This window comes from Dapis purpurea BLCC-M126 (genome assembly GCF_050015975.1).
GTDB lineage: Bacteria > Cyanobacteriota > Cyanobacteriia > Cyanobacteriales > Microcoleaceae > Trichodesmium.
Genome location: NZ_JBNHER010000047.1, coordinates 1 through 19,686 on the forward strand (window position 1 = coordinate 1; position 19,686 = coordinate 19,686).

The 19,686-nt window shown below is 41.6% G+C and carries 14 protein-coding genes; 4 read left to right on the plus strand and 10 right to left on the minus strand.

Annotation, left to right across the window (positions count from 1 at the left end):
- Positions 1 to 193 precede the first annotated feature (193 nt).
- From ACP6PL_RS04770 to ACP6PL_RS04785, 4 genes are all read right to left on the minus strand, one after another.
- Positions 194 to 3,001 carry an ATP-binding protein gene (locus ACP6PL_RS04770; RefSeq protein WP_426543090.1) on the minus strand — a complete coding sequence of 936 codons (2,808 nt, stop codon included), beginning with the start codon at positions 2,999 to 3,001 and terminating at the stop codon, positions 194 to 196.
- Between the two features lie 4 nt (positions 3,002 to 3,005).
- On the minus strand, positions 3,006 to 3,194 hold the full coding sequence (locus ACP6PL_RS04775; protein ID WP_426543092.1) for a hypothetical protein: 189 nt from the start codon (positions 3,192 to 3,194) through the stop codon (positions 3,006 to 3,008).
- A gap of 468 nt (positions 3,195 to 3,662) precedes the next feature.
- Positions 3,663 to 7,172, minus strand: coding sequence for an AAA-like domain-containing protein (locus ACP6PL_RS04780; RefSeq protein WP_426543094.1), 3,510 nt, complete (start codon positions 7,170 to 7,172; stop codon positions 3,663 to 3,665).
- Positions 7,169 to 8,506, minus strand: a complete 1,338-nt coding sequence (locus tag ACP6PL_RS04785) for an AAA-like domain-containing protein (protein WP_426543096.1) — start codon at positions 8,504 to 8,506, stop codon at positions 7,169 to 7,171. Before ACP6PL_RS04785 ends, ACP6PL_RS04780 begins: the two co-directional genes overlap by 4 nt.
- A 551-nt stretch (positions 8,507 to 9,057) precedes the next feature.
- Here ACP6PL_RS04785 and ACP6PL_RS04790 point away from each other — a divergent pair.
- Complete coding sequence (locus ACP6PL_RS04790; RefSeq protein WP_426543098.1) at positions 9,058 to 10,707, plus strand: nucleoside recognition domain-containing protein; 1,650 nt, start codon at positions 9,058 to 9,060, stop codon at positions 10,705 to 10,707.
- A 444-nt stretch (positions 10,708 to 11,151) separates the two neighbouring features.
- On the opposite strand, the gene ACP6PL_RS04795 is transcribed toward ACP6PL_RS04790, so the two are convergent.
- The 4 genes from ACP6PL_RS04795 to ACP6PL_RS04810 form a co-directional block, all read right to left on the minus strand.
- Complete coding sequence (locus tag ACP6PL_RS04795) at positions 11,152 to 12,840, minus strand: M14 family metallopeptidase (protein WP_426543100.1); 1,689 nt, start codon at positions 12,838 to 12,840, stop codon at positions 11,152 to 11,154.
- Between the two features lie 310 nt (positions 12,841 to 13,150).
- Positions 13,151 to 13,291: a CPBP family glutamic-type intramembrane protease gene (locus tag ACP6PL_RS04800; protein WP_426543102.1), complete on the minus strand. Its 141-nt coding sequence runs from the start codon at positions 13,289 to 13,291 to the stop codon at positions 13,151 to 13,153.
- Between the two features lie 28 nt (positions 13,292 to 13,319).
- Positions 13,320 to 13,715 carry a GlcG/HbpS family heme-binding protein gene (locus tag ACP6PL_RS04805; RefSeq protein ID WP_426543104.1) on the minus strand — a complete coding sequence of 132 codons (396 nt, stop codon included), beginning with the start codon at positions 13,713 to 13,715 and terminating at the stop codon, positions 13,320 to 13,322.
- Between the two features lie 265 nt (positions 13,716 to 13,980).
- Positions 13,981 to 14,550, minus strand: a complete 570-nt coding sequence (locus ACP6PL_RS04810) for a cytochrome b (protein ID WP_426543106.1) — start codon at positions 14,548 to 14,550, stop codon at positions 13,981 to 13,983.
- A gap of 145 nt (positions 14,551 to 14,695) precedes the next feature.
- Here ACP6PL_RS04810 and ACP6PL_RS04815 point away from each other — a divergent pair, with 145 nt between their 5' ends.
- The 3 genes from ACP6PL_RS04815 (at position 14,696) to ACP6PL_RS04825 (ending at position 17,642) form a co-directional block, all read left to right on the plus strand.
- Positions 14,696 to 14,866: a hypothetical protein gene (locus ACP6PL_RS04815; protein ID WP_426543108.1), complete on the plus strand. Its 171-nt coding sequence runs from the start codon at positions 14,696 to 14,698 to the stop codon at positions 14,864 to 14,866.
- A gap of 28 nt (positions 14,867 to 14,894) precedes the next feature.
- The gene (locus ACP6PL_RS04820; protein ID WP_426543110.1) at positions 14,895 to 16,181 is read left to right on the plus strand and encodes an RNA-guided endonuclease InsQ/TnpB family protein; all 1,287 of its coding nucleotides are present in this window, start codon (positions 14,895 to 14,897) and stop codon (positions 16,179 to 16,181) included.
- Between the two features lie 429 nt (positions 16,182 to 16,610).
- The gene (locus tag ACP6PL_RS04825) at positions 16,611 to 17,642 is read left to right on the plus strand and encodes a hypothetical protein (protein ID WP_426543112.1); all 1,032 of its coding nucleotides are present in this window, start codon (positions 16,611 to 16,613) and stop codon (positions 17,640 to 17,642) included.
- 440 nt (positions 17,643 to 18,082) lie between these two features.
- Here ACP6PL_RS04825 and moaB read toward each other — a convergent pair whose 3' ends face one another.
- Together moaB and ACP6PL_RS04835 are read right to left on the minus strand one after the other, a co-directional pair.
- Complete coding sequence (moaB, locus tag ACP6PL_RS04830) at positions 18,083 to 18,601, minus strand: molybdenum cofactor biosynthesis protein B (protein WP_426543114.1); 519 nt, start codon at positions 18,599 to 18,601, stop codon at positions 18,083 to 18,085.
- A 16-nt stretch (positions 18,602 to 18,617) separates the two neighbouring features.
- The gene (locus ACP6PL_RS04835) at positions 18,618 to 18,923 is read right to left on the minus strand and encodes a PDDEXK family nuclease (RefSeq protein ID WP_426543116.1); all 306 of its coding nucleotides are present in this window, start codon (positions 18,921 to 18,923) and stop codon (positions 18,618 to 18,620) included.
- Positions 18,924 to 19,686: the final 763 nt, after the last annotated feature.

Genomic DNA, 19,686 nt, shown 5'->3' on the forward strand with positions numbered 1-19,686 from the left:
TAAACATCAAATTGTTACGCTATGTGACGCTTTGTATCGGTTTTATAGAGCAGTAGGGAATAGTAGATTGTTCAACGGTTCCAGGATTTATAAATGTCCTAACGTTTTTGCGTAGTGCTATATCTCCGGGAAAGAGGGAACAGGGAACAGGGGAGAATAATTGACAATTTATGAATAAGAATTGATTTTACTTTTAATTTTTGGAGATGTCTTGTGGAGTAACTGCTTCACTGAGGAGAAAAGCGCTATCAGTCCACCGGGCAATCATTTCTTCCAACTGAGATAGGTTATATGGTTTCGATAAATAATCATTCATCCCCGCATCCAGACCTTTTTGCCGATCTTCTTCCATGCCATAAGCACTCAAGCCAATAATAATCATATCTTGCATGGTTTCGTTTTTGCGAATCTCACGAGTGGTGTCATATCCATCTAAAATTGGCATTTGACAGTCCATTAAAACTAAAGCATAAGAATTTTCTTGCAGTTTTTCTAAAGCCTCTACACCATTCTCCACAATCTCGAAATCATAGCCGAATGCTTCGATCTGGTATTTAATCACCTTCTGATGTATCAGGTTGTCTTCCACGACCAAAATATCTACTGATTTTTTCGTTCCCTCTGAAGTATCGTCTGGCTGGTATGCTTCCGATTCATCAGTCAAAGACTTTCCACCCCAGGAATCGATGAATTTAAGGGGAACCTTAAACCAAAAAGTTGAACCTTGATTAATTTCGCTATTAACTCCAATTTCTCCCCCCATTAAATTCACTAATTTTTGGCAAATCGACAACCCTAATCCAGTGCCTGCAAATTTTCGAGTGCTGGAAGTATCCACTTGGGAAAATGGCTGAAATAACTGCTTTTGATCTGCTAATGAAATGCCAATTCCGGTATCTTGGATGGCAAAAGAGAGTTCTATTTCATTTTCATTGGCAGGCCGTTCGGCTTCCCTGACATACTCTTGAATAGTAATAGTCACTAACCCACGCTCAGTGAATTTCACTGCATTGCCAATTAAATTAATGAGAATTTGTTTGAGGCGATCGGTGTCGCCTAAATATTGCTGCGGTAAATTGTCAGCGATCGCTAAATTTAGCGATACATCTTTGGCTTTTAAGGTATCTGGGAATAATCTGAGAATTTCTTCAACCAGCTCTGGCAGGATAAACTCTTCCTCCTTAAGCTCAATTTTTCCGGCTTCAAGTTTTGATAAATCTAAAATATCATTAATCAAATTCAGTAAGCTTTTTCCACTCGATTGAATGGTATTAACATAATTTTTTTGCTGTTCGCTTAAATTGCTCAGGGATAAAAGTTCTGCCATACCTAAAATTCCGTTCATGGGCGTGCGAATTTCATGGCTCATATTCGCTAAAAAGGCACTTTTCGCTTGAGTGGCTTGATTAGCCCGATCCCGTTCTTTCTTTAACTCTTTAACTAATAACCCTTGCTGAATCCCGATCGCCATCTGGACAGTCATTTCGGCTAACGTCGGAATTTCAATCATAAATTCTGTGCCTTGTTCTAGATAACTTTCACAAGTTAATTGACCTCCATGTTGCTGAACAATAATGTGGTAACTGGTTGAGAGTCCCATGCCTGTTCCTTGTCCGACGGGTTTGGTGGTAAAGAAAGGATCAAATATTTTGGCTTTGATGGATTCGGGAATTCCCGAACCATTATCGCGAATAAAAATTCTTACGGTATCTTGATGAGAAGTTTCCGTGCGAATTTGGATTTGTGGAGTTCGGGGGGGTTGACTGACAGAGCGTAATTCAGATAAAGCATCGATCGCATTACTGAAAATATTAAAAAATACCTGATTTAATAGAGTCGCATAACAGGTGACATTTGGCAGATCGCCATAGTCCTTGATAATCTCCACCTCTCGCAAATTTGCATCACCATTAATTCGACTTTGCAGTAACAGTAAACTACTCTCAATACCGCCGTGAATATCCAACGGCTTCATTTCCGCTTCATCTAACCGGGAAAAAGTTCGTAATCCTTTGACAATTTTAGCGATGCGATCGCTGCCATGTTTCATTGAAGCCAAGACATTGGTCACATCTTCTCGCAGATACTCTAAATCCATCTCTTCTATTTTCTCTTCAACTTCTGGACTGGGATGGGGAGAATCTGCCGCATATAAATCAATCAGTTCCAATAAATCCTCAAAATAACGTTGAGCATGATTGAGATTTCCAGAAATAAACGTCACCGGATTATTAATTTCATGGGCAACTCCGCCTACCATGCGACCCAAGCTAGACATTTTTTCGCTTTGAATTAATTGTACTTGAGTAGCCTGTAATTCATCGAGAGTTTGCTGCATTTTTTGAGCTTGCGCTTGAAATCTAACTGCATTTTCTTTAACTTTTTGATAGAGTTCCGCTTGATAAATTGCCACGGCCAATTGTTCGCCGATTTTTTCTAATAAAGTTATTTCTTCTATGTCCCAATGACGGGTACTGCGGCAGTGGTGGGCGATTAATAAACCCCACAAACGAGGTTGAGCTTCCGAGTCTGAGAAACTGTCTCGATCCTTACCAAAAACGATGGGAACGATTAAATTAGCTTTTACTTGCAAATTAGCCAAAAAGTTAGCGTGGCATAGGTTTAAACCGCAGTTATGTATATCGTCAATTCCCCTAACCCGTCCTTTGAGATAAAGTTGGCTGTATTCGCCGGAAAAGCAGTTATCTCTTATCTTCTCTTGAAAACCCTCCGGCCAGGGAACGATTAAATCTTCTACTACTATTTCTCCATCCCAATTTTCCAGAAATTTATAGATAATTACCCGGTCTGTTTCTAGAAGTTCCCGCACTTCGCGCACTGCTGTTTCCATAATAGTATCGAGGTCGAGAGTGCGGCGAATTTGATTAACAATAAGGCGCAGTAAAACTTCTCGTTCGTTTTGGCAGCGGTTGCCATCGCGCAGGATAGATTGGTTGATAGCGATCGCCATCCTATATGCGAGTTCTGGCAATAAATCCATTTCCTTATTTCGTGTTTCTTGCGATCGTATATTCTTGTTGATAACGGAGCAAATCACTGGCGCTTGGATATTCTACCGTCAAAATTTTTATAATAGCTTTTTGAGCATCCTGCTGCCCAATTCCATGATAAACTTGGGTTTTACTATTGTTTTCAATTAGGTTGAGCAGTCGATAACCGGGTAACTCAAACATTTCTATAACTCTCTATGGGTTTAAATTTTGAATGAAACAGGACTTACGCACGAACTACGAAAAAATGGGACTTGAGATTGCTTCCCTGTCGGTCGCAATGACGAAAATGAGTTGTACTGCGTAAGTCCTATGAAAAATCAAGAAAGAAGAAGGAAGAAGGAAAAACCTTACTAATGGTAGCTCTTTCCCCAAATTTTACACAAACGATACCAACGGACATGATATTACTCCTGAGCAGCACAGAAATTACTTAAACTCATCGTAACTATTTCGGAGGATTAAAACAAGCCAGAAATGTTAGATATTTCTCAACCCACTCAACCTACAAATCTGACATTTTTACAAAAATATATATTTACAAGGGTTTTCATATTGATGAACCACATCGCCCCTACTGTGGTCTACCCAAATGAAAAGCGCTGTAGACAACCTCAACGCCGAGATCATTGCACGTTAGGCGCGATACTCCTATCGGAGTGGCTTTGCCCCATCGCACAGCTTACGATCGCTCTGGGACACTTCACTATTGGTTTTCAAATATTCCTGCACCCAATCACAGGCATAGTCCAGGGGCTTCAGATTCAAAACAGCGGATACATCCCACAACACCAGCGTACCATCATCACCAATGGCTGCCAGTTGTTGCCCATCCTGACGAAACGCCAGAGTGCGGACAGCAGAATTAGTGGTAATTAGGGTCTTTAAGAGCTTTCCTTCCAGGTTCCAGAGCCTAACTGTTTTGTCTACTCCAGAGGTGGCAATTAGCGGGCGATCGGGACTGAAGTCTATCCCAAAAACCCCCTTCTCATGTCCTTGCAACGTCGCGACTAACGTTCCGTCTTGCGATCGCCAAATTTTAGCAGTCCCATCAGCACTGCTAGAGGCCAGCAAGGTGCCGTCGGCATTGTATGTCACCTGCCACACCACAGCATCATGGCTCAACGTATGGAGTAACTGCCCCTCCCGACTCCAGAGCCGGACAGTGCCATCGCCATCGGCGGCGGTGGCAAACTGCTCGCCTGTGGGACTATAGGCCATATCCCAAATAGAGACCGATTCTCCCTGCCATTGCTGGAGCAGTTGCCCCTCTGCACTCCACCGAAATATCTGACCATCGGATGCTGCGGAAACAACTTCCTGTCCATTGGGGTGCCAGGTGACGGCCTGTAGCGCTTGAGAATAGAACCCCAATGTTTGTAACAGATTACCTGCCATATCCCATCGTTTCAGGGTACCATCCTGCCCCACAGACAGAAATTCATTTCTAGTCGAATGGTGAGCCAGATTTATGGTACTTCCCTGGCCTGCATCAACCTGTTGATGGGTGAAATCCTCCAGGGAGACCAGCAGAATATTCTTATCAGTGTTGATCATAGCCACGGTCTTACCGTCCTGGATATAGATCAGCTTGTAATAATATCCTGTCGGTAGTCCCTGGACATTTTGCTTAAAGGGATTGCGCGGTTGCCAGAGGCGCAGGGTGGAGTCACCCCCAGCCGAAATCAGGGTGTTACCATCGGGACTAAAGGCCACACTCCAAACCAGCGCCTGATGCCCGACAAAGGTCTCTAGCAAATCCCCCTGGCGACTCCAGCGAGCCAGGGTGTTGTCATGGCTGGCTGAAACAAATTCATCCCTACTGGGGTGAAAGGCTAGGCTGGCAACACCGGCAGTATGGTGATCCAAAGTAGTGACTAACTGACCATCCGAGTTCCACCGTTTAATGGTGTTGTCATAGCTGCCGCTAATCAACTCTGTGCCATCGGGACTAAATGCTAGGGCAAGGACAGCCCCCTGATGCCCCCTGAGCGTCTGTAGGCGCTGTCCATCAACCGTCCACAAGGTAATACTGCCATCGTTCCCCCCAAAAGCCAGACGATCGCCGTGGGGATGATAGGCGATAGATCGGATGGTCGATAATTTTTCCCCTGTTTCAATTCGGTGTATCCGTTGCCCAGTAATGCTCCAAACCTCTGCGGGGCCATTGCCGCCCACAATCAGACTCTGGCTATCCGGGCTAAAGTCCACATCCCAAATCCCCTTGATGGAAGTTTCCAGGGTGTGACGGAGTTCCCCCGTGACGGTCCAGAGTTTGACGATACCCTCGTCACCGGTAGATGCCAGCCATTTTCCATCCGGACTAAATTCAACATCGTAAATGGCTCCTTGATGCCCCTCCAGGGTGCCGAGAAGTTCCCCCTCTGGAGTCCAGAGTTTAACGTTGGTATCTAATGCACCGGAGGCGATAGCTTGACCATCAGGACTGAAGACTGCCCGATTGACGGCTGCAGGATGCTCATCCAGTTGATTGTACTGCTGAGTATTTAAAACAATGTGTTCGAGAATGGCATCTGCTTGAGTTTGCAGAGCAGGATTTACTCGTCCCAGTTCTTGTAACCGTCGCTGGGTGCGAATGCCTTCTAGCATAGCCTCAAAGGGCTGATCGGAAGCGAATAGGGCTTCAGAGGTGCGAATACTCAGTTGAACTGCGTTTAGGGATGCCTGACGCGATCGGATCTGGGCGAAAAATCCCAGTCCTGTAGCCACTACTGTCAACAAACTGACCCCGGCTAACAGTATCCGTTGCCGTCTCAAATTCCGTTGTTGTTCGGCACTGCGTTGCTGTTCCAGGCTCAGGCGGGCTTCTACTTCTTGTAACCGAGCCGTTTCCAGTTTAGCGATCGCCTCCTGACGATCCAATTCTTGACTTGCTGCCAAAAAGCGATAGTCCTGATCGCTCAAGCGTTTGGGTTTGGCCCAGCGCAATGCGTCCTGAAGTGCTTCCCCCCGCAACAGTCGTGAGTTGTCAGTGCCGTTCGAGGCAATCCAGGCTTGTAGGGCTACGGAGTATGGGCGCAGTCGGTTGAGTTGCTCCTGAACCCAGTCTAGGGAAAAAATATGTTGGTAAATGGGATTTTTGACCTGCAATTGATTATGACGTTGGCACACCAGCCCCGATAGCCAGAGTTCAATCTGTTCTGGGCTGCCGTCTAGGGCAATACCACCGTGGTCTAGAATTCGCTGATATAGTGACAGAATCTGCCCCACTCGTTGCTCATCATAAAGAAGGCGGTTGCGAATCGTCCGTAGATGTTCGGGGTTGTCCTGAGTTTCCCAGTAGTCAATGATGTGGGTTTGTACCAGTTCCTCAACCCAACTCACTTCAGTCCCTGGTGGCAGACTGAGAGTCACCGCCTGAGCCGCTTCACTTTTTTGAGCAACCAACTGACAGAGTTTTTGTGTTAGTAGCGGTTGTCCTCCCGTCCAGTCCAGAATCGCCTTGAGGATGGCTTTGGGATTGGGCATCTGATCCTCGAACCCCGCCATGAGCGGATAGGCTTCTTCTACCTGAAAATCTTGCAGGTCAATGGCGCGACCAATGTTGAAAGGGGTGCGTTGGCGATCGCTAATCAAATCCGACGGAGTGGCCACCCCAAATAACCCCCAGGTCAAGCGTTGGTAATGGGGCTGGTCCGAGCGTAATTCATGGCAAGCCCGGATCAGGGCAAAAAAATCATTCACGGAGAAATCCAGTCCGAGAATACTATCGATTTCATCCACCAGAATAAACAAATGAGTCTCCGGCATTTGCCTTAAGATTTCATCCAGCAATAGCCGTAGTTGCTGCACGATGGGAAAATCAGCGTAGGTCTGCCAAAGAGTTTTCAAATCTACCTGACCCAGCAATCCCAGGTTACGCACCAGATCCAGCATAATGCCCCGATACCACTGTTCCAGGATTACCCCCTCACTGCCCAGTTGTGTCATATCCAGATAGACACAACGATAGCCCAGATGCAGTAATTTTTGTTGTACCCGCACCCGCAAACTGGATTTCCCCATTTGTCGGGCATTGAAGACATAACAAAATTGCCCCGCTAGCAGGGCCTGATAGAGGTCGCGATCCGCCTGTCGCAGCACATAACTCTGAACATCGGGAGCTAGGCTACCCCCAATCTGATAGGTTATCTTACTCAATTCTGTCCCTCCAGACAAGCCCGGAAATATTGCTGGTAAAGATTACAGCCCATAATGGTCTTGAAACCCTCCAATTTCAATAATCCCATACCAATCAGACGATCGCTTGTTGTTGGATCAAGCGCAATGGATTCAGTACCCGATAGAATTTCCACAAAGGCTGGAAATAAGCGATCGTCCCGTCGCACAACTTGCCAAAAGGGCTGCAAATAGCTGTGATAGATACCAGCGTGGGTTGGGGCAGACTGCAATAGTTGCTCCAGTGCTATGTCTCCTGAACGCAGATGGTAAAAGACTAATTGCAACAGATAGGGATGCCCTGCCACCAACTCCATCAGTGGTTGTAGAGCCTGAGTATCCCCAAGACTGATCGATTCAAGACCATACCGTTTGGCCAGATCAAGGGCTTGATCGGGTGTGAACATGGGTAACGACAAGGGTAGCCCAACATTAAACGGAGATTGATGGGGCTGGAGGGGCAGGTTGAACTCCGTTGAGGAGGTCAGAATCAACCGTAACTTTTGCCAGTTTTGATCGGTACGCGCCTGTTCATGCCACGATCGCAGGAGGGGAAAGAAATTTTTGGCTAACTCCTCATAATCCACCAAGTGATGCACCTTATCGATCACAACCAGGAGAGGTTGTTGTAGCCGATTTAAGAAAACTTCCTGCACATAAGTGGTGCAACTCAGGCTGCTCCCGGCCATTTCAAACCAATAGCGGTCAAACTCTGAAGGAATCTGCAATTGCTGACCCAGATTCCAACAAAACCACCGCAAAAACCGATCCAAATTGTTCAGTGCTTCCGCACCCGCCTGCCGTACATCCACCCGAAGCGTGTGTATCCCTGCTTGCCGAACTTTGCCGAACAGGTGATTGATCAGGGAGGTTTTGCCCATATTCTGAGAGCCTTGAATACGGATCAGGCTACCGGGCTGCCAGATTTCTGCAATAGCGAGTTCTTCAATGGGATATCGCTCCACATACAACGGTGAGCCAAAGGGTAGGGGAGCACCAGGAAACTCCATCACTCCCAGCCTTTGGTTGACTAAACTGTTAAGGGCTGAATGGGCTGGATCATCATTCTGTGCTAAATCAGATAAGAGCGATCGCAAATTCTTCTTGGTGATCTTGCAATCCAACTCTTGGGACAAACATTGCCAGAGATTAGCTCCAACATCTCTGAGGTAACCCTCGTCGTATGCTGATTCTGTAGAGATCGATCGATAGGCTTGCCCTTCCCAGGCTTGGACAAAAACAACTTCTTCAATGAAACTAAGCTGTCTGGGAGATAGAATATTTTTGACAAATTCTAGGGCTTGATCGGATTTCATCGGGCAAAAAAACTGAATAATCTCAGAGCGAATAGTCTACAACACCTTGCAAAAACATCTGAGTTAGCCGGAATAATATTTATATTCAGGGCAAACACATCATCTGAAATTCCCTGCATCATAATTGCAAAAGGAAAGTAGAGAGACAAGGTGCTTCATAAAACTGATACAAAGCGTCACATAAGTGACAAATTGATGTTTACTTCCTGATGTACGGACGTTCGCATTTTTGTTATGCAACGTCCCTACGGCCGTCGGCGGTTACTCATCCACAGGCATTGACGGTTAAGCCAACCGCATTTTCACAGTCTATACTTACATTTAAGTCTTTGTCAATAGACAAGATTGGACATTATTGTTCTCCAAACCTCACTGCGCTGTTCCTAGTAGCAAGCGGGATTTTTGGAGAGTTTAGCAAATCTTTCGTCATAAGTAGCGGCGCGTTCTTCGTCGAAGACTACAGCTTGTTCTTAATTTTGCATGAGAGAATAAATAATTTTGTTATTTATATTTTACAATGATTATCATTATTATATAGTCTTGATTCAAGAATGAATATTTTTACGCCGTCAAAATTAGAGCGCGGTTGTATTGTGGTTATTGGGAAAGAGAGTACGGGCAAATCCCAACTCATTGCTGCTCTTACAGGACAGACTCCCTATAGTGCCAATTTTCGCGGTTCTACAGTGACTTGTGACACTTATCAATCTCAAGCCTATACCTTTATCGATACCCCTGGAATTCTCTATCGTTCCGACAGCGTAACTACTAAGAAAGCTTTAAGACAGCTACAAGAAAATGACACCGTGCTATTGATAGTCAAGGCAACCGACGTAGATCAAGATTTAGCCGATCTACTTCCTTTAGTAGCAGATAAACGGGGCATTGTGGTGATTACTTTCTGGGATAAGGTATTATCGACGGTTCATACCCAACAAGTGGTTCGGGAATGGACGGAAACTTCTAACCTGAGCATTGTCACTGTAGATGCTCGCCACCTCACAATAGAACAAAAAGACTATATTTTGGCTTCTCTGCAAGAACCTCATCCTTTTCCCGCGCAATGGATTCCTACAAGGGCTGGCTGGCATATTCAACCCCAAGCAACGCTGTTAGAACATCCTCGACTAGGCTGGTTATTGGCGATCGCCCTATTACTTATTCCTGCAATTATTGCTGTCTGGGGAGCTAACTCCTTTGCGACTTTAGCAGATCCTATAGTCCAAAGTGCGACCGCTCCCATTATTAAATCTTTATCCCAACTCCCAATCTGGTTAAGAGAAATACTCATAGGACAATATGGACTGATAACTATGAGTCCGTTACTGTTTATTTGGGCGATGCCGACAGTAATTCTCTATGCCCTATTCTTAGGTGCATATAAAGCTAGTGGGTTAATAGAAAGAATTACTATTGCTCTCAATCCTTTACTCCGTCCGTTTGGGTTATCGGGACGGGATTTAGTGCGAGTAATTATGGGTATGGGGTGTAATGTTCCTGCGGTGATTAGTACCCGTGCCTGTTCTAGTTGTTCTAGAGGAACTTGTATTTCGGCGATTGCTTTTGGTTCGGCTTGTTCTTATCAGTTTGGCGCAACTCTAGGGGTATTTAGTGCGGCTTCGTTACCTTACTTGATAATTCCTTACCTGCTGTATCTAACCGCAACTACCTTGATATATACCTACATGATTTCTTCTCCTACCGCTAAATCGAATCAGAATCCCCTAGTAATCGAAGGAAGAGCATTTTTAGAATTTCCTCATGCGTCAGTAATTTGGCGCGAAGCTAAGTCAACTATCGATCAATTTTTGTTCAATGCAATTCCCATCTTTTTAGTTATTACTGTTATTGCTTCTGTGTTGAATTGGTTAGGAGCGATCGCTGCTTTAGCCAATATTATTAACCCTTTGATGGGATGGTTTAATTTACCGCCGGAAGCCTCATTGCCTATTATTTTAGCTTCTATTCGCAAAGATGGACTGCTATTATTTGCCGAACCAGAAACCTTGGCTATGTTAACTCCATTGCAGGTTTTGACTGGGGTGTATCTAGCAGGAGTATTGCTACCTTGTTTAGTTACTCTGTTAACTATTGCGCGAGAACAGTCTCTTCGATTTGCCTTATTGTTGTTAAGTAGACAGGCGATCGCTGCTATCTCTTTTTCTCTATTACTTGCTTGGGGAGGATTGTTAATCAAATAATATTTATATCAGCGAGGAAGCCAGACCAATTTTGAGCGATCGCTTTCTCGGCGATTGGCTGATACTAAATCCGGTTTAGTAAGACCACAAATGATTAAGTATAATTTAACCAGTAGTAATCTGTTAATTTTTTAATTTCATACGTCATAGAGTTGAGAATACAACATCTTTTTTCTAGAACTATTTCCAGTTGTTCAATGGTTTCATGCAGGTTGATTAACTAAGGGTTCATCAACTAATGCCCATAATCTCTCAGCTGGTTGTAATTCAGGAGAATAAGGAGGTAAAAATTCGACAACAATTCCCTGTGGCAACTTTACTCTCTTGGTGGATTGGATATGGCGAGGAAACCTCGCCATCCCATCCTAATGGGTTCTATAAAAGGCGTACCTGAGATTGCTTGCCAAAATGCTTCGGTTGAAATAAAGATTTTTAGACCTTAACTTACTCTGACAAAGTAATCACAGTTTTCACAAGCCCTGCTCGTTCCGCCTTTGCTATCACCTCAATCTCACAACCAGCAATACCTTTAATCACCCACTCCAAATGACAACGATAACTTCCACCTTGAGCAAAAAAACTGAAAAAATTAAAAGCTTCACTCGATCGCCCTTGCAAATGGTCGATTTCCTGCTTTTGTTTCCCACTCACCAAGGCTACATTATCAGGTAAATCTAACATTACTTCTATAGGTTTAACACTTTTTTGTTCCAAAGCTTTTTCACTGGTATAAGTAGGCAAAAATCCCTGATTTTCCAATTGTACTACTAGATGATACATATCGCCTCCCTGATATTCAACTGCCGTCTGACTAACTGCTAAACGAGGTGACATTAAAGCATGAGCAATAGCAAACTGACATTGTTCCTCACACAACTTTGGTAAATATTCAACAGGTGGGTTGTACCAAACTTCCTTGAAATTCCACCCACCAATTTCAACCGTACCCAGTTGAGGATGTTCAAATGTTTCCCAGTCAATAAAACCTCTGCCACCCAATTTTTCATCATTCCATTGCATCATTTTCATATCGTCTGCAACAGGATGGCGTTGTAACCACTTAATATAATCATCCTTCTTAACTCCCGCTGCCGTGGGTGCATCCCAAAGCTCTATTGCAAAACCAAACCAACCGAAGCGATCGTAACAATAGTCAATCATTCCACCAGAAATCTTCTCACGGTTAGGGTACGAGAAGTTATGATAAATTGAAACGCACTCATAACCCGTAATTTCAGTACCTTTTTCTCCAATCAATTTGTAAATATCCAAATCCTTTACAGGTATGTGTTCGTCTGGATAAGTACAGTAGGAACGTAAGATTACTCCAGAAAACGTATGATAGTTAATAAAACCATTAATATTAGGATGTTCTCGCCAAAATTCTGCTACAGCAAGAGTTTCAGGTTCAGAAAAAGGAAAATCTCCAGCACCTTTTTGTTTTCCCTCTGGTCGCCATTCATGGGGATAGTTGCGATTAAAATCTATTCCTTCCTTACTGGGAGCAACTTTGATATCATAACCGTCATAGTTTTTTATTATTCCCTCTGGCAAAATACTGTAGTAAGTGCCTCCAAATTCATCGGGTTCCCGAGGCACCATTATTCTCGGGTCTTCTGAGGATATTTTCCAAGCTCCACAGTTATCTTTGAGTCGCATCTGCAAAATTAACCCATCTCCATTTATATCTTCCCAGTGGAGACCATCGCGTTCTTCAGGATAGGGATAATGACGAATACTCGACCGCAAAATGTGAGGAGTTGTTAAATATTTTTCTGCCCCGTCAACAGCAATTCGAGGTAAAATATAAATTGTGTAGTTATCTAATAAATGAGTTATTCGAGGTTCAGTAGCATAATTATTTAGTAGATGATAAATAGTATATAGAGAAACTGTCGAACCTGTAACTTCTATCGCATGAATATTACCATCAATCCAATATCCAGGTTTTTCTATAGCTTTTCCTGTATTTTGATTGGTAAGAGTAGCTAAGAAAATATCTAGTCCGCCGTAGCTTTTGCCAATAATTTTTAACTCTATCAAATGAGGATTATTTTCACTCATTTGATGTAGAAAATTTACTACTTCTTGATATGTGTAGTAGTGGCTAAAATCAAACCCTGATTCTGTCATATTAAATTATTTAATCCTATGGAATTAATACCAATTCACTTTACGAAAAATTAAGATTTAAAGCCTCTCCTTTCAAGGAGAAAAAAGCAGTCAAGGAATGGCAAGGAAACCTCGCCATATCCAATCGACCAAGAGAACAAAAAAATCCTTTTAACCAATCCTCTTCTTAAAAATTAAGAGGTAATTATTAATTATTGAAAAATGTCACAAATAGTTTCAAACTTTAGATGTGGAATAATTTCCTGAAATTACTATAGTGTTAAAGTTATGAGTCTATAAAATATTACTTTTAACTTTTAACTTTTAACTTTTAACTTCCCTTATGTTCCCACTTCCATACACTACTAGAAATCAAATTTGTCAAAATATGATCAATAATTGGTATCAATAAATTACCTGTGACTAAGGCACTGTATCCTAACACAAAACCAACTATTGTTGCCCAAATCATATAAGGCCATTAATGATGTTTTCCAGAATTAAAATAGGGCGGCTCCAGCTTCGGCTACGGCATGGTCTTGCTCTCCAGATCCCCCACTAACTCCAATTCCCCCCACTACTTCTCCCTCACTGTAAAGGGGTATTCCTCCAGCAAAAATCATGATTTTGCCATTGTTGGAGGCATGAATCCCAAAAAATTGTCCTCCTGATTGACTCTGTTCGGCTAAATCTTTAGTGGCCAGATTGAACGCCCGCGAAGTATACGCTTTTTTAATGGAGATATCGATACTTCCGATCCAAGCTCCATCCATTCGTACATGGGCTACCAAATTTCCTCCCCCATCCACTACTGCTATATTCATTGGTTGACCAATTTCGAGTGCTTTTTTTTCAGCAGCACTAATTACTCTTCTGGCATCTTCTAATGTAACCATTAATCCCTCCATTGGACTTGACCTTAGATGTCTGTTAATTTAGCTGATTGAGTTAACATATATAGGACTTACGCAATACAACGTATTTTCGTCATTGCGACCGACAGGGAAGCAATCTCAAATCCTAGTTTTTCGTATTTCATGCGTAAGTCCTGCATATATTGAGACTTTAAGTACACTAGCAAATTACAGGCTATTAGACAATACCATTTTATGATTTCTAAGTTTCGGTTAATCTCGCCATCAATTGAGCCAAATTTATGTCTTAGCTATGTTTAATTTTTCTTTTACTAATGCGTCGCCAAAATCCTTTGACTACCTTGAATTGATCGATCGCGTGTAAGATAATAAATGCTAAAAAAGTATAAGCTAACCAAAAATGTATATTTCGACCTAAGTCTACTAAGTCACTATTCTGGGGAAATAAATCAGGTAAGGTTATACCAAAAAAGCGGACATTATTGCTTTTAAAGGAGTTAGAAAAAAAGAAACCAGTAATAGGAACAGCCCACATAAAGATATAAAGAGAAGTATGCAGGGCTACTTTTTGCATCCATTTAAAACTATACTTAGGCAATCGCTTAGTATATTTCTTCCACCACACTTGTAATAGAGTTAAAATTCGCAAAGTTAATAAAGCCATTGCCAATACTCCTAGAGATTTATGGAAATCATAAAGAAGGTTTCGTCCAAAGGCTTCTCTTGGCAAACGCGACATAAAAGAACCAACTACAAATATAATAATGTAACAATTAAACATCCACCAATGGATTGACATTAAATTTTGGTAAGCAGAATTTTTTCTCGGTTTGTTTGTTTTTGAAGCTTGAGCCATGATTTTCCCGCAAGTTATTTTACAGTGATACTATATTATTAAATTTTAACATTTAATTAAGATTGTAAATTTTTTATAATAACTTTGTGGTCATTATTACTTGAGAACTTTTTATGGCAGCGATAAGTCTAGACGAAAATTAATTATGATAGTAAAATTATTGTATTTTAAAATTTTTCCAGCGATCGCTCTCTGCTGGCTAATTAGTATTAACAGAGCGATCGCCAGCTCATTTCTAAGTTTCAGTCAATCTCGCCATCAATTGAGCCAAATTTCTATTTTAGCTAGGTTTAATTTTTCACACATAGTATGTTAGGATGTAAATGTTGACAATTAATCAGTAGATGGTCGAAAAAGCGTACAAATTTAGATTTTACCCAACTCTGGAGCAGGAAAGTCTGCTGAGGAGGACGTTGGGATGTGTACGCCTCATTTACAACAAAGCTTTAAATGCAAGAACTACTGCATGGTACGAGAAAAAAGAACGAGTAAGTTACAAACAAACTTCAGCCATGCTTACCTCTTGGAAAAAGCAGGAAGATTTAGATTTTCTCAGAGAAGTCAGTAGTGTACCCTTGCAGCAAAGTTTAAGACATCTACAGACTGCTTTTCCTGCGGAATGCTGCGCAAACACCAACTTTTTTAGTGGACGGGCGAAATATCCCAACTTCAAGAAAAAGCGTAATGGTGGTAGTGCTGAGTTTACCTCATCAGCATTTAAGTGGAAAGATGGTCAAGTCTATTTAGCTAAATGTGCACAACCACTACCTATTAGGTGGAGTAGACAACTGCCAGCAGGTTGTGTACCTAGTACAATTACTGTCAAGCTTGAGCCAAGTGGCAGATGGTCTATATCTCTGAGAGTCAATGATACCAGATATTTGAGGCTGAAACCGATTAAGAAGCAAGTTGGTGTTGATTTAGGAATCACCAATTTACTAACTACCAGCGATGGAAAAAAAGTTGCCAATCCAAAGAATCTTCAGAAGTTACACAAAAAACTGAGGTTAGCTCAGAAATCCCTTGATAGAAAACCCGACAAAAAGTCTAACAACTATTACAAAGCTAGGCTGAAAGTCGCAAAGATACACGCTAAGATTAAGGATTCAAGACTTGACTATACCCATAAGCTAACAACCCAACTAATTAGAGAAAACCAAACGATAGTAGTTGAGGATTTAGCAGTAAAAAACATGGTCAAGAAGCGGTGCGACCCCGCGACGACGCCAGTCGCAAGCGGTCAGACCCCGCGCCGCCGACAGGCGCAAGGGAATGCTGACCAAGAGAGGGAATGCGCACCAAGAGACCACAAATTAGCTAGAGCAATAAGTGATGCAAACTGGGGAGAATTAGTTAGGCAATTAGAATACAAAGCTGATTGGTATGGACGGGAATTAATTAAGATTGACCGATATTTCCCCAGTTCCAAGCTTTGTTCTAATTGTGGTCATGTAGTAGAAAAGCTACCTCTAAATATTAGAGAGTGGGATTGTCCTGAATGTGGCATTCACCATGATCGGGACATAAACGCTGCAATTAATATTTTGGCTGCGGGACTCGCAGTGTCAGCGCCAGTCGCTCATGGGGGAGACCCCCAAGACCGCGCTGGCTTGTCTGTGGAGCGACGGTAAGACCTGAAGAGAGTAAATCTCTTCAGGCAGGTGCTATGAAGCAGAAAGCCCCTACCAGCGATGCTAGGGAATCCCGTGCTGTCACGCAAGTGCAGCGTCAGGAGGATGTCAAGTTAGAAAAATAAATGCAAAGTCATGCACACAACAGCAATTGATTTTATACAGCGTTTTACAGGAAACGATTTAAGCAATCGAAATATACTCGAAGAGTTTTCAGATCAAGTCATATTCTCTAGTTGGTTAAAAAAACAATATCCTAATACGTCACAAGAAATGTACAATGCCATGCTATTGGTGGCAAGACCATATTTTGAGTATAAAGATACGCCCGTATACGTTGTATCATTGGTCGATACACTTTTTATTACGGGGCGTGGTGACTCTAGCATAAGCTTTATCCGACCTAGTACTTTAGGCACTCAAAAACAAATGATACTTGATGTACCACATGCCGGAACCTTACCACCTTCTTGTGTTGATGGACTATTATCTGATGACGTAATTGCTGATGAATCGGTATGCTCTAGCAATCCTTACACAATTTGGAATCAAGCAGATGTTGGGGTTTTGGAGGTATCTGGAAGTATTTGGCAAAATAATCAAAATTTTGTCTGTGGTTCGGCAGTATTGACAAATTTAATTATCAGCAATGGCAATCGCGCCCCAGCAAAAGAAGGTAGAACTAATCAGGTCTACAATACACACACTTATCGTGGGACTCCTCTATACAAAGATATTTCTCAGCCTACTGAAGAAACAAAACTAGGGTTAAAAAAGAATCATGATTTGAGTATTGCTGTGGCTGGAGCATGTCGTGCTGCTGCGTATATGACAAATCGGAATTATCCTATTATCTGTTTAGAACCACATAGTTATTCAGCATTTTCCCATGAAATACTCGATGCGTTATTTTCACCAAAACTAGATGGTATGAACTTAACTAAATTTGCACCGCACAATGGTGGTACAGATACCAAAGCACTACTAGATTATCTGCGCAATACCCATGACTTGAAATCGTATCAAGAGTTAGTTAGACCATTGGTGTCAGTCCTAGATGTCTCAAGTCCTGACGAGCCAGATAAATACAGTACAGTTAATCTATCTCAAATGGAAGCTTTTGTCGAGCCTTTTATCAGCAAGATACGGGAGGCTTCTAACAGACTACCTATTAATATTGATAATTGGGAAAAATCGCGTCCTGATGTTTATGGTGCTACCAATACCATGCTGAAAAGATTAGAAGAAGTGATAAAAAAAGCCAATTATTATCTTGACATTAATGATGACAACCTAATATCAAAAATCATAAATACGGTGACAATTGAATATAATAGGGGACTTGTAACATCCAACGAAACCTCTAATATCCACACCAGTGAACAAGATTTTTACGAGCGTTGTCAATTGGTCGGTGCGGCATTTGTAGCTGGCATCAAGAATATGCAAAATCTGTGGTAATAATTTCCATGTAGTGGAAAAACTTGGCGAGTTTTTTGCCCTATTATGTTGTCAAATTATTAAGAGCTGATTTGTAAACTTCCTCAAAAGTCTTATATTACCTAGCTTTTAGCAATTATCAATTTACTTGGCAAAAATCCTGAAAGCTAAATATAGCAACTCATTCTTATACCTTACAGCGGTTTTCATATGAATAAACCACAATCATACTGACTCATTACTCCTTACTCCTTACTCCTTACTCTTTACTCATTACTCCTTACTCTTTACTCCTTACTCTTTACTCCTACAACATTTTTGTGGTCTACTCAACTGAAAAGCACTGTAAAACTTCCACCTCTTCCGTTCTGTAGGGGCGAGCAAGCGAATCGCCCCTACGACTCCCGTTATTTAAACTGTTCAACCGGACATGATATAACAAAGCGATCGCCTAATCATTTCTAAGTTTCAGTCAATCTCGGTATCAATTGAGCCAAATTACAAGGACGATTACGAGAATCTAGTTGCTCTTTGATAATACTCCATCCTGTTTGACAAGCACCACTAGAACCAGGTAAACAAAAGATATAAGTACCATTAGCTACGCCTGCCAAACAGCGAGACTGAATGGTAGAGGTTTTAATTTCTTGATAGGAAATCATCCGAAATATCTCACCAAACCCTTCAATTTCTTTGTCTAAGAGTGGTTTAATGGCTTCTGGTGTACCATCTCGTCCCGTAACTCCCGTACCACCAGTAGTCAAAATTACTTGGACAGATTCATCTGCAACCCATCTAGATACTACAGCACGAATTTGGTAAATGTTATCGGGAACAATAGTTTTTTCTGCTAATAAATGACCTGTTGTAGTTAAATTATCCACTAATATTTTGCCAGATTTATCATCAGCTTCGGTTCTTGTATCAGAAACTGTTAGGACGGCGATTTTTAAGGGTAGTAAAGATTCGTTTTGGTTCATTTTTGTTATTTTTTAATTAATGTAGGGGCGGTTCGCGTTTGCGGAGCATTCCGTAGGAAACCGCCCCTACAGGGAAATAATTTTCTACTTCTAAAACACTTCTACCAACACAACTATTGACAATTGTCGTCACGCAATAGCTGTTTAAGTTAGGCAGAGAATTGCTTATTGTTAATTCTAAATATCCTGAATCACGATAAACAAAGAATATAACTTTATTGTTTTCCCATAGCCAAACTTCAGGAATCTTTAAGTATTGATATTTAGTTAAATCGTCGATACTCCCTGATGTTAGATTTATTTCTACTGCTAAATCTGGCAAGTCTATTGTCTATTTCAAAACAGTAAGCTACATCAGGTTCTTTCCCTTCTTTTCCTTCTTCCTTAAGAGTAGTTTGAGATCATGTCCGGTAGCATTGGTATTGTATAGAGAAGGTAAGGAAGAAGGAAGAAGGAAGAAGCTTTAAGAGAAGAAAAAACCTTAAATATGGTGGATATTTTCCCGGCTTTTACACAAACGATACCAACGGACATGATATGATTGTAAGGAAACAGTGCAAGGTTGTTTTGACGGCAGTAAGCCCAAATAATTGCTCTAATATAATCACCAATTAATTCATGGTTATGCCCCGGGGACACGATAGTAATAACTCCATTGCGAAATGATATCAAATCCGCTTAATTCGGTATCAAAAAAATTTTCATCTTCATTCAAGAGCAAATGTTTCTAAATTCCCTTTCCTCCTGACTCCTGACTCCTGACTCCTAGATTAACTATCTAATTACACCGATACTACCGGATTTGATATGAGACTCGTTTACTGGGCAAATCTAAACTAATATATTCAGCCCAAGTTGTATTAGTAATTGTGCTAATTCGATCACTTTTTTGTGTTCCAATAGTTAACATTTTTACTTAGGGGATATAGTTATTTCGTTACCAGTCTAGAATATGAGACTAAAAAATCTAAATATTAGCCTGATTAGCGCTCTTAAATCTTTGTGCTATCGCTAAATGTAGCAAAGGTTTTGATATCAAATCCGCTTAATTCGGTATCAAAAAAATTTTCATCTTCATTCAAGAG

Excerpts from the sequence above, each read along its gene's own strand:
- ACP6PL_RS04800 (WP_426543102.1), bottom strand. The coding sequence starts at position 13,291 with ATGATTTGGGCAACAATAGTTGGTTTTGTGTTAGGATACAGTGCCTTA.
- moaB (WP_426543114.1), bottom strand. The coding sequence starts at position 18,601 with ATGAACCAAAACGAATCTTTACTACCCTTAAAAATCGCCGTCCTAACA.
- ACP6PL_RS04795 (WP_426543100.1), bottom strand. The coding sequence starts at position 12,840 with ATGACAGAATCAGGGTTTGATTTTAGCCACTACTACACATATCAAGAA.
- ACP6PL_RS04805 (WP_426543104.1), bottom strand. The coding sequence starts at position 13,715 with ATGGTTACATTAGAAGATGCCAGAAGAGTAATTAGTGCTGCTGAAAAA.
- ACP6PL_RS04785 (WP_426543096.1), bottom strand. The coding sequence starts at position 8,506 with ATGAAATCCGATCAAGCCCTAGAATTTGTCAAAAATATTCTATCTCCC.
- ACP6PL_RS04815 (WP_426543108.1), top strand. The coding sequence starts at position 14,696 with ATGATAGTAAAATTATTGTATTTTAAAATTTTTCCAGCGATCGCTCTC.
- ACP6PL_RS04775 (WP_426543092.1), bottom strand. The coding sequence starts at position 3,194 with ATGTTTGAGTTACCCGGTTATCGACTGCTCAACCTAATTGAAAACAAT.
- ACP6PL_RS04825 (WP_426543112.1), top strand. The coding sequence starts at position 16,611 with ATGATACTTGATGTACCACATGCCGGAACCTTACCACCTTCTTGTGTT.
- ACP6PL_RS04770 (WP_426543090.1), bottom strand. The coding sequence starts at position 3,001 with ATGGATTTATTGCCAGAACTCGCATATAGGATGGCGATCGCTATCAAC.
- ACP6PL_RS04810 (WP_426543106.1), bottom strand. The coding sequence starts at position 14,550 with ATGGCTCAAGCTTCAAAAACAAACAAACCGAGAAAAAATTCTGCTTAC.
- ACP6PL_RS04790 (WP_426543098.1), top strand. The coding sequence starts at position 9,058 with ATGAATATTTTTACGCCGTCAAAATTAGAGCGCGGTTGTATTGTGGTT.
- ACP6PL_RS04820 (WP_426543110.1), top strand. The coding sequence starts at position 14,895 with ATGGTCGAAAAAGCGTACAAATTTAGATTTTACCCAACTCTGGAGCAG.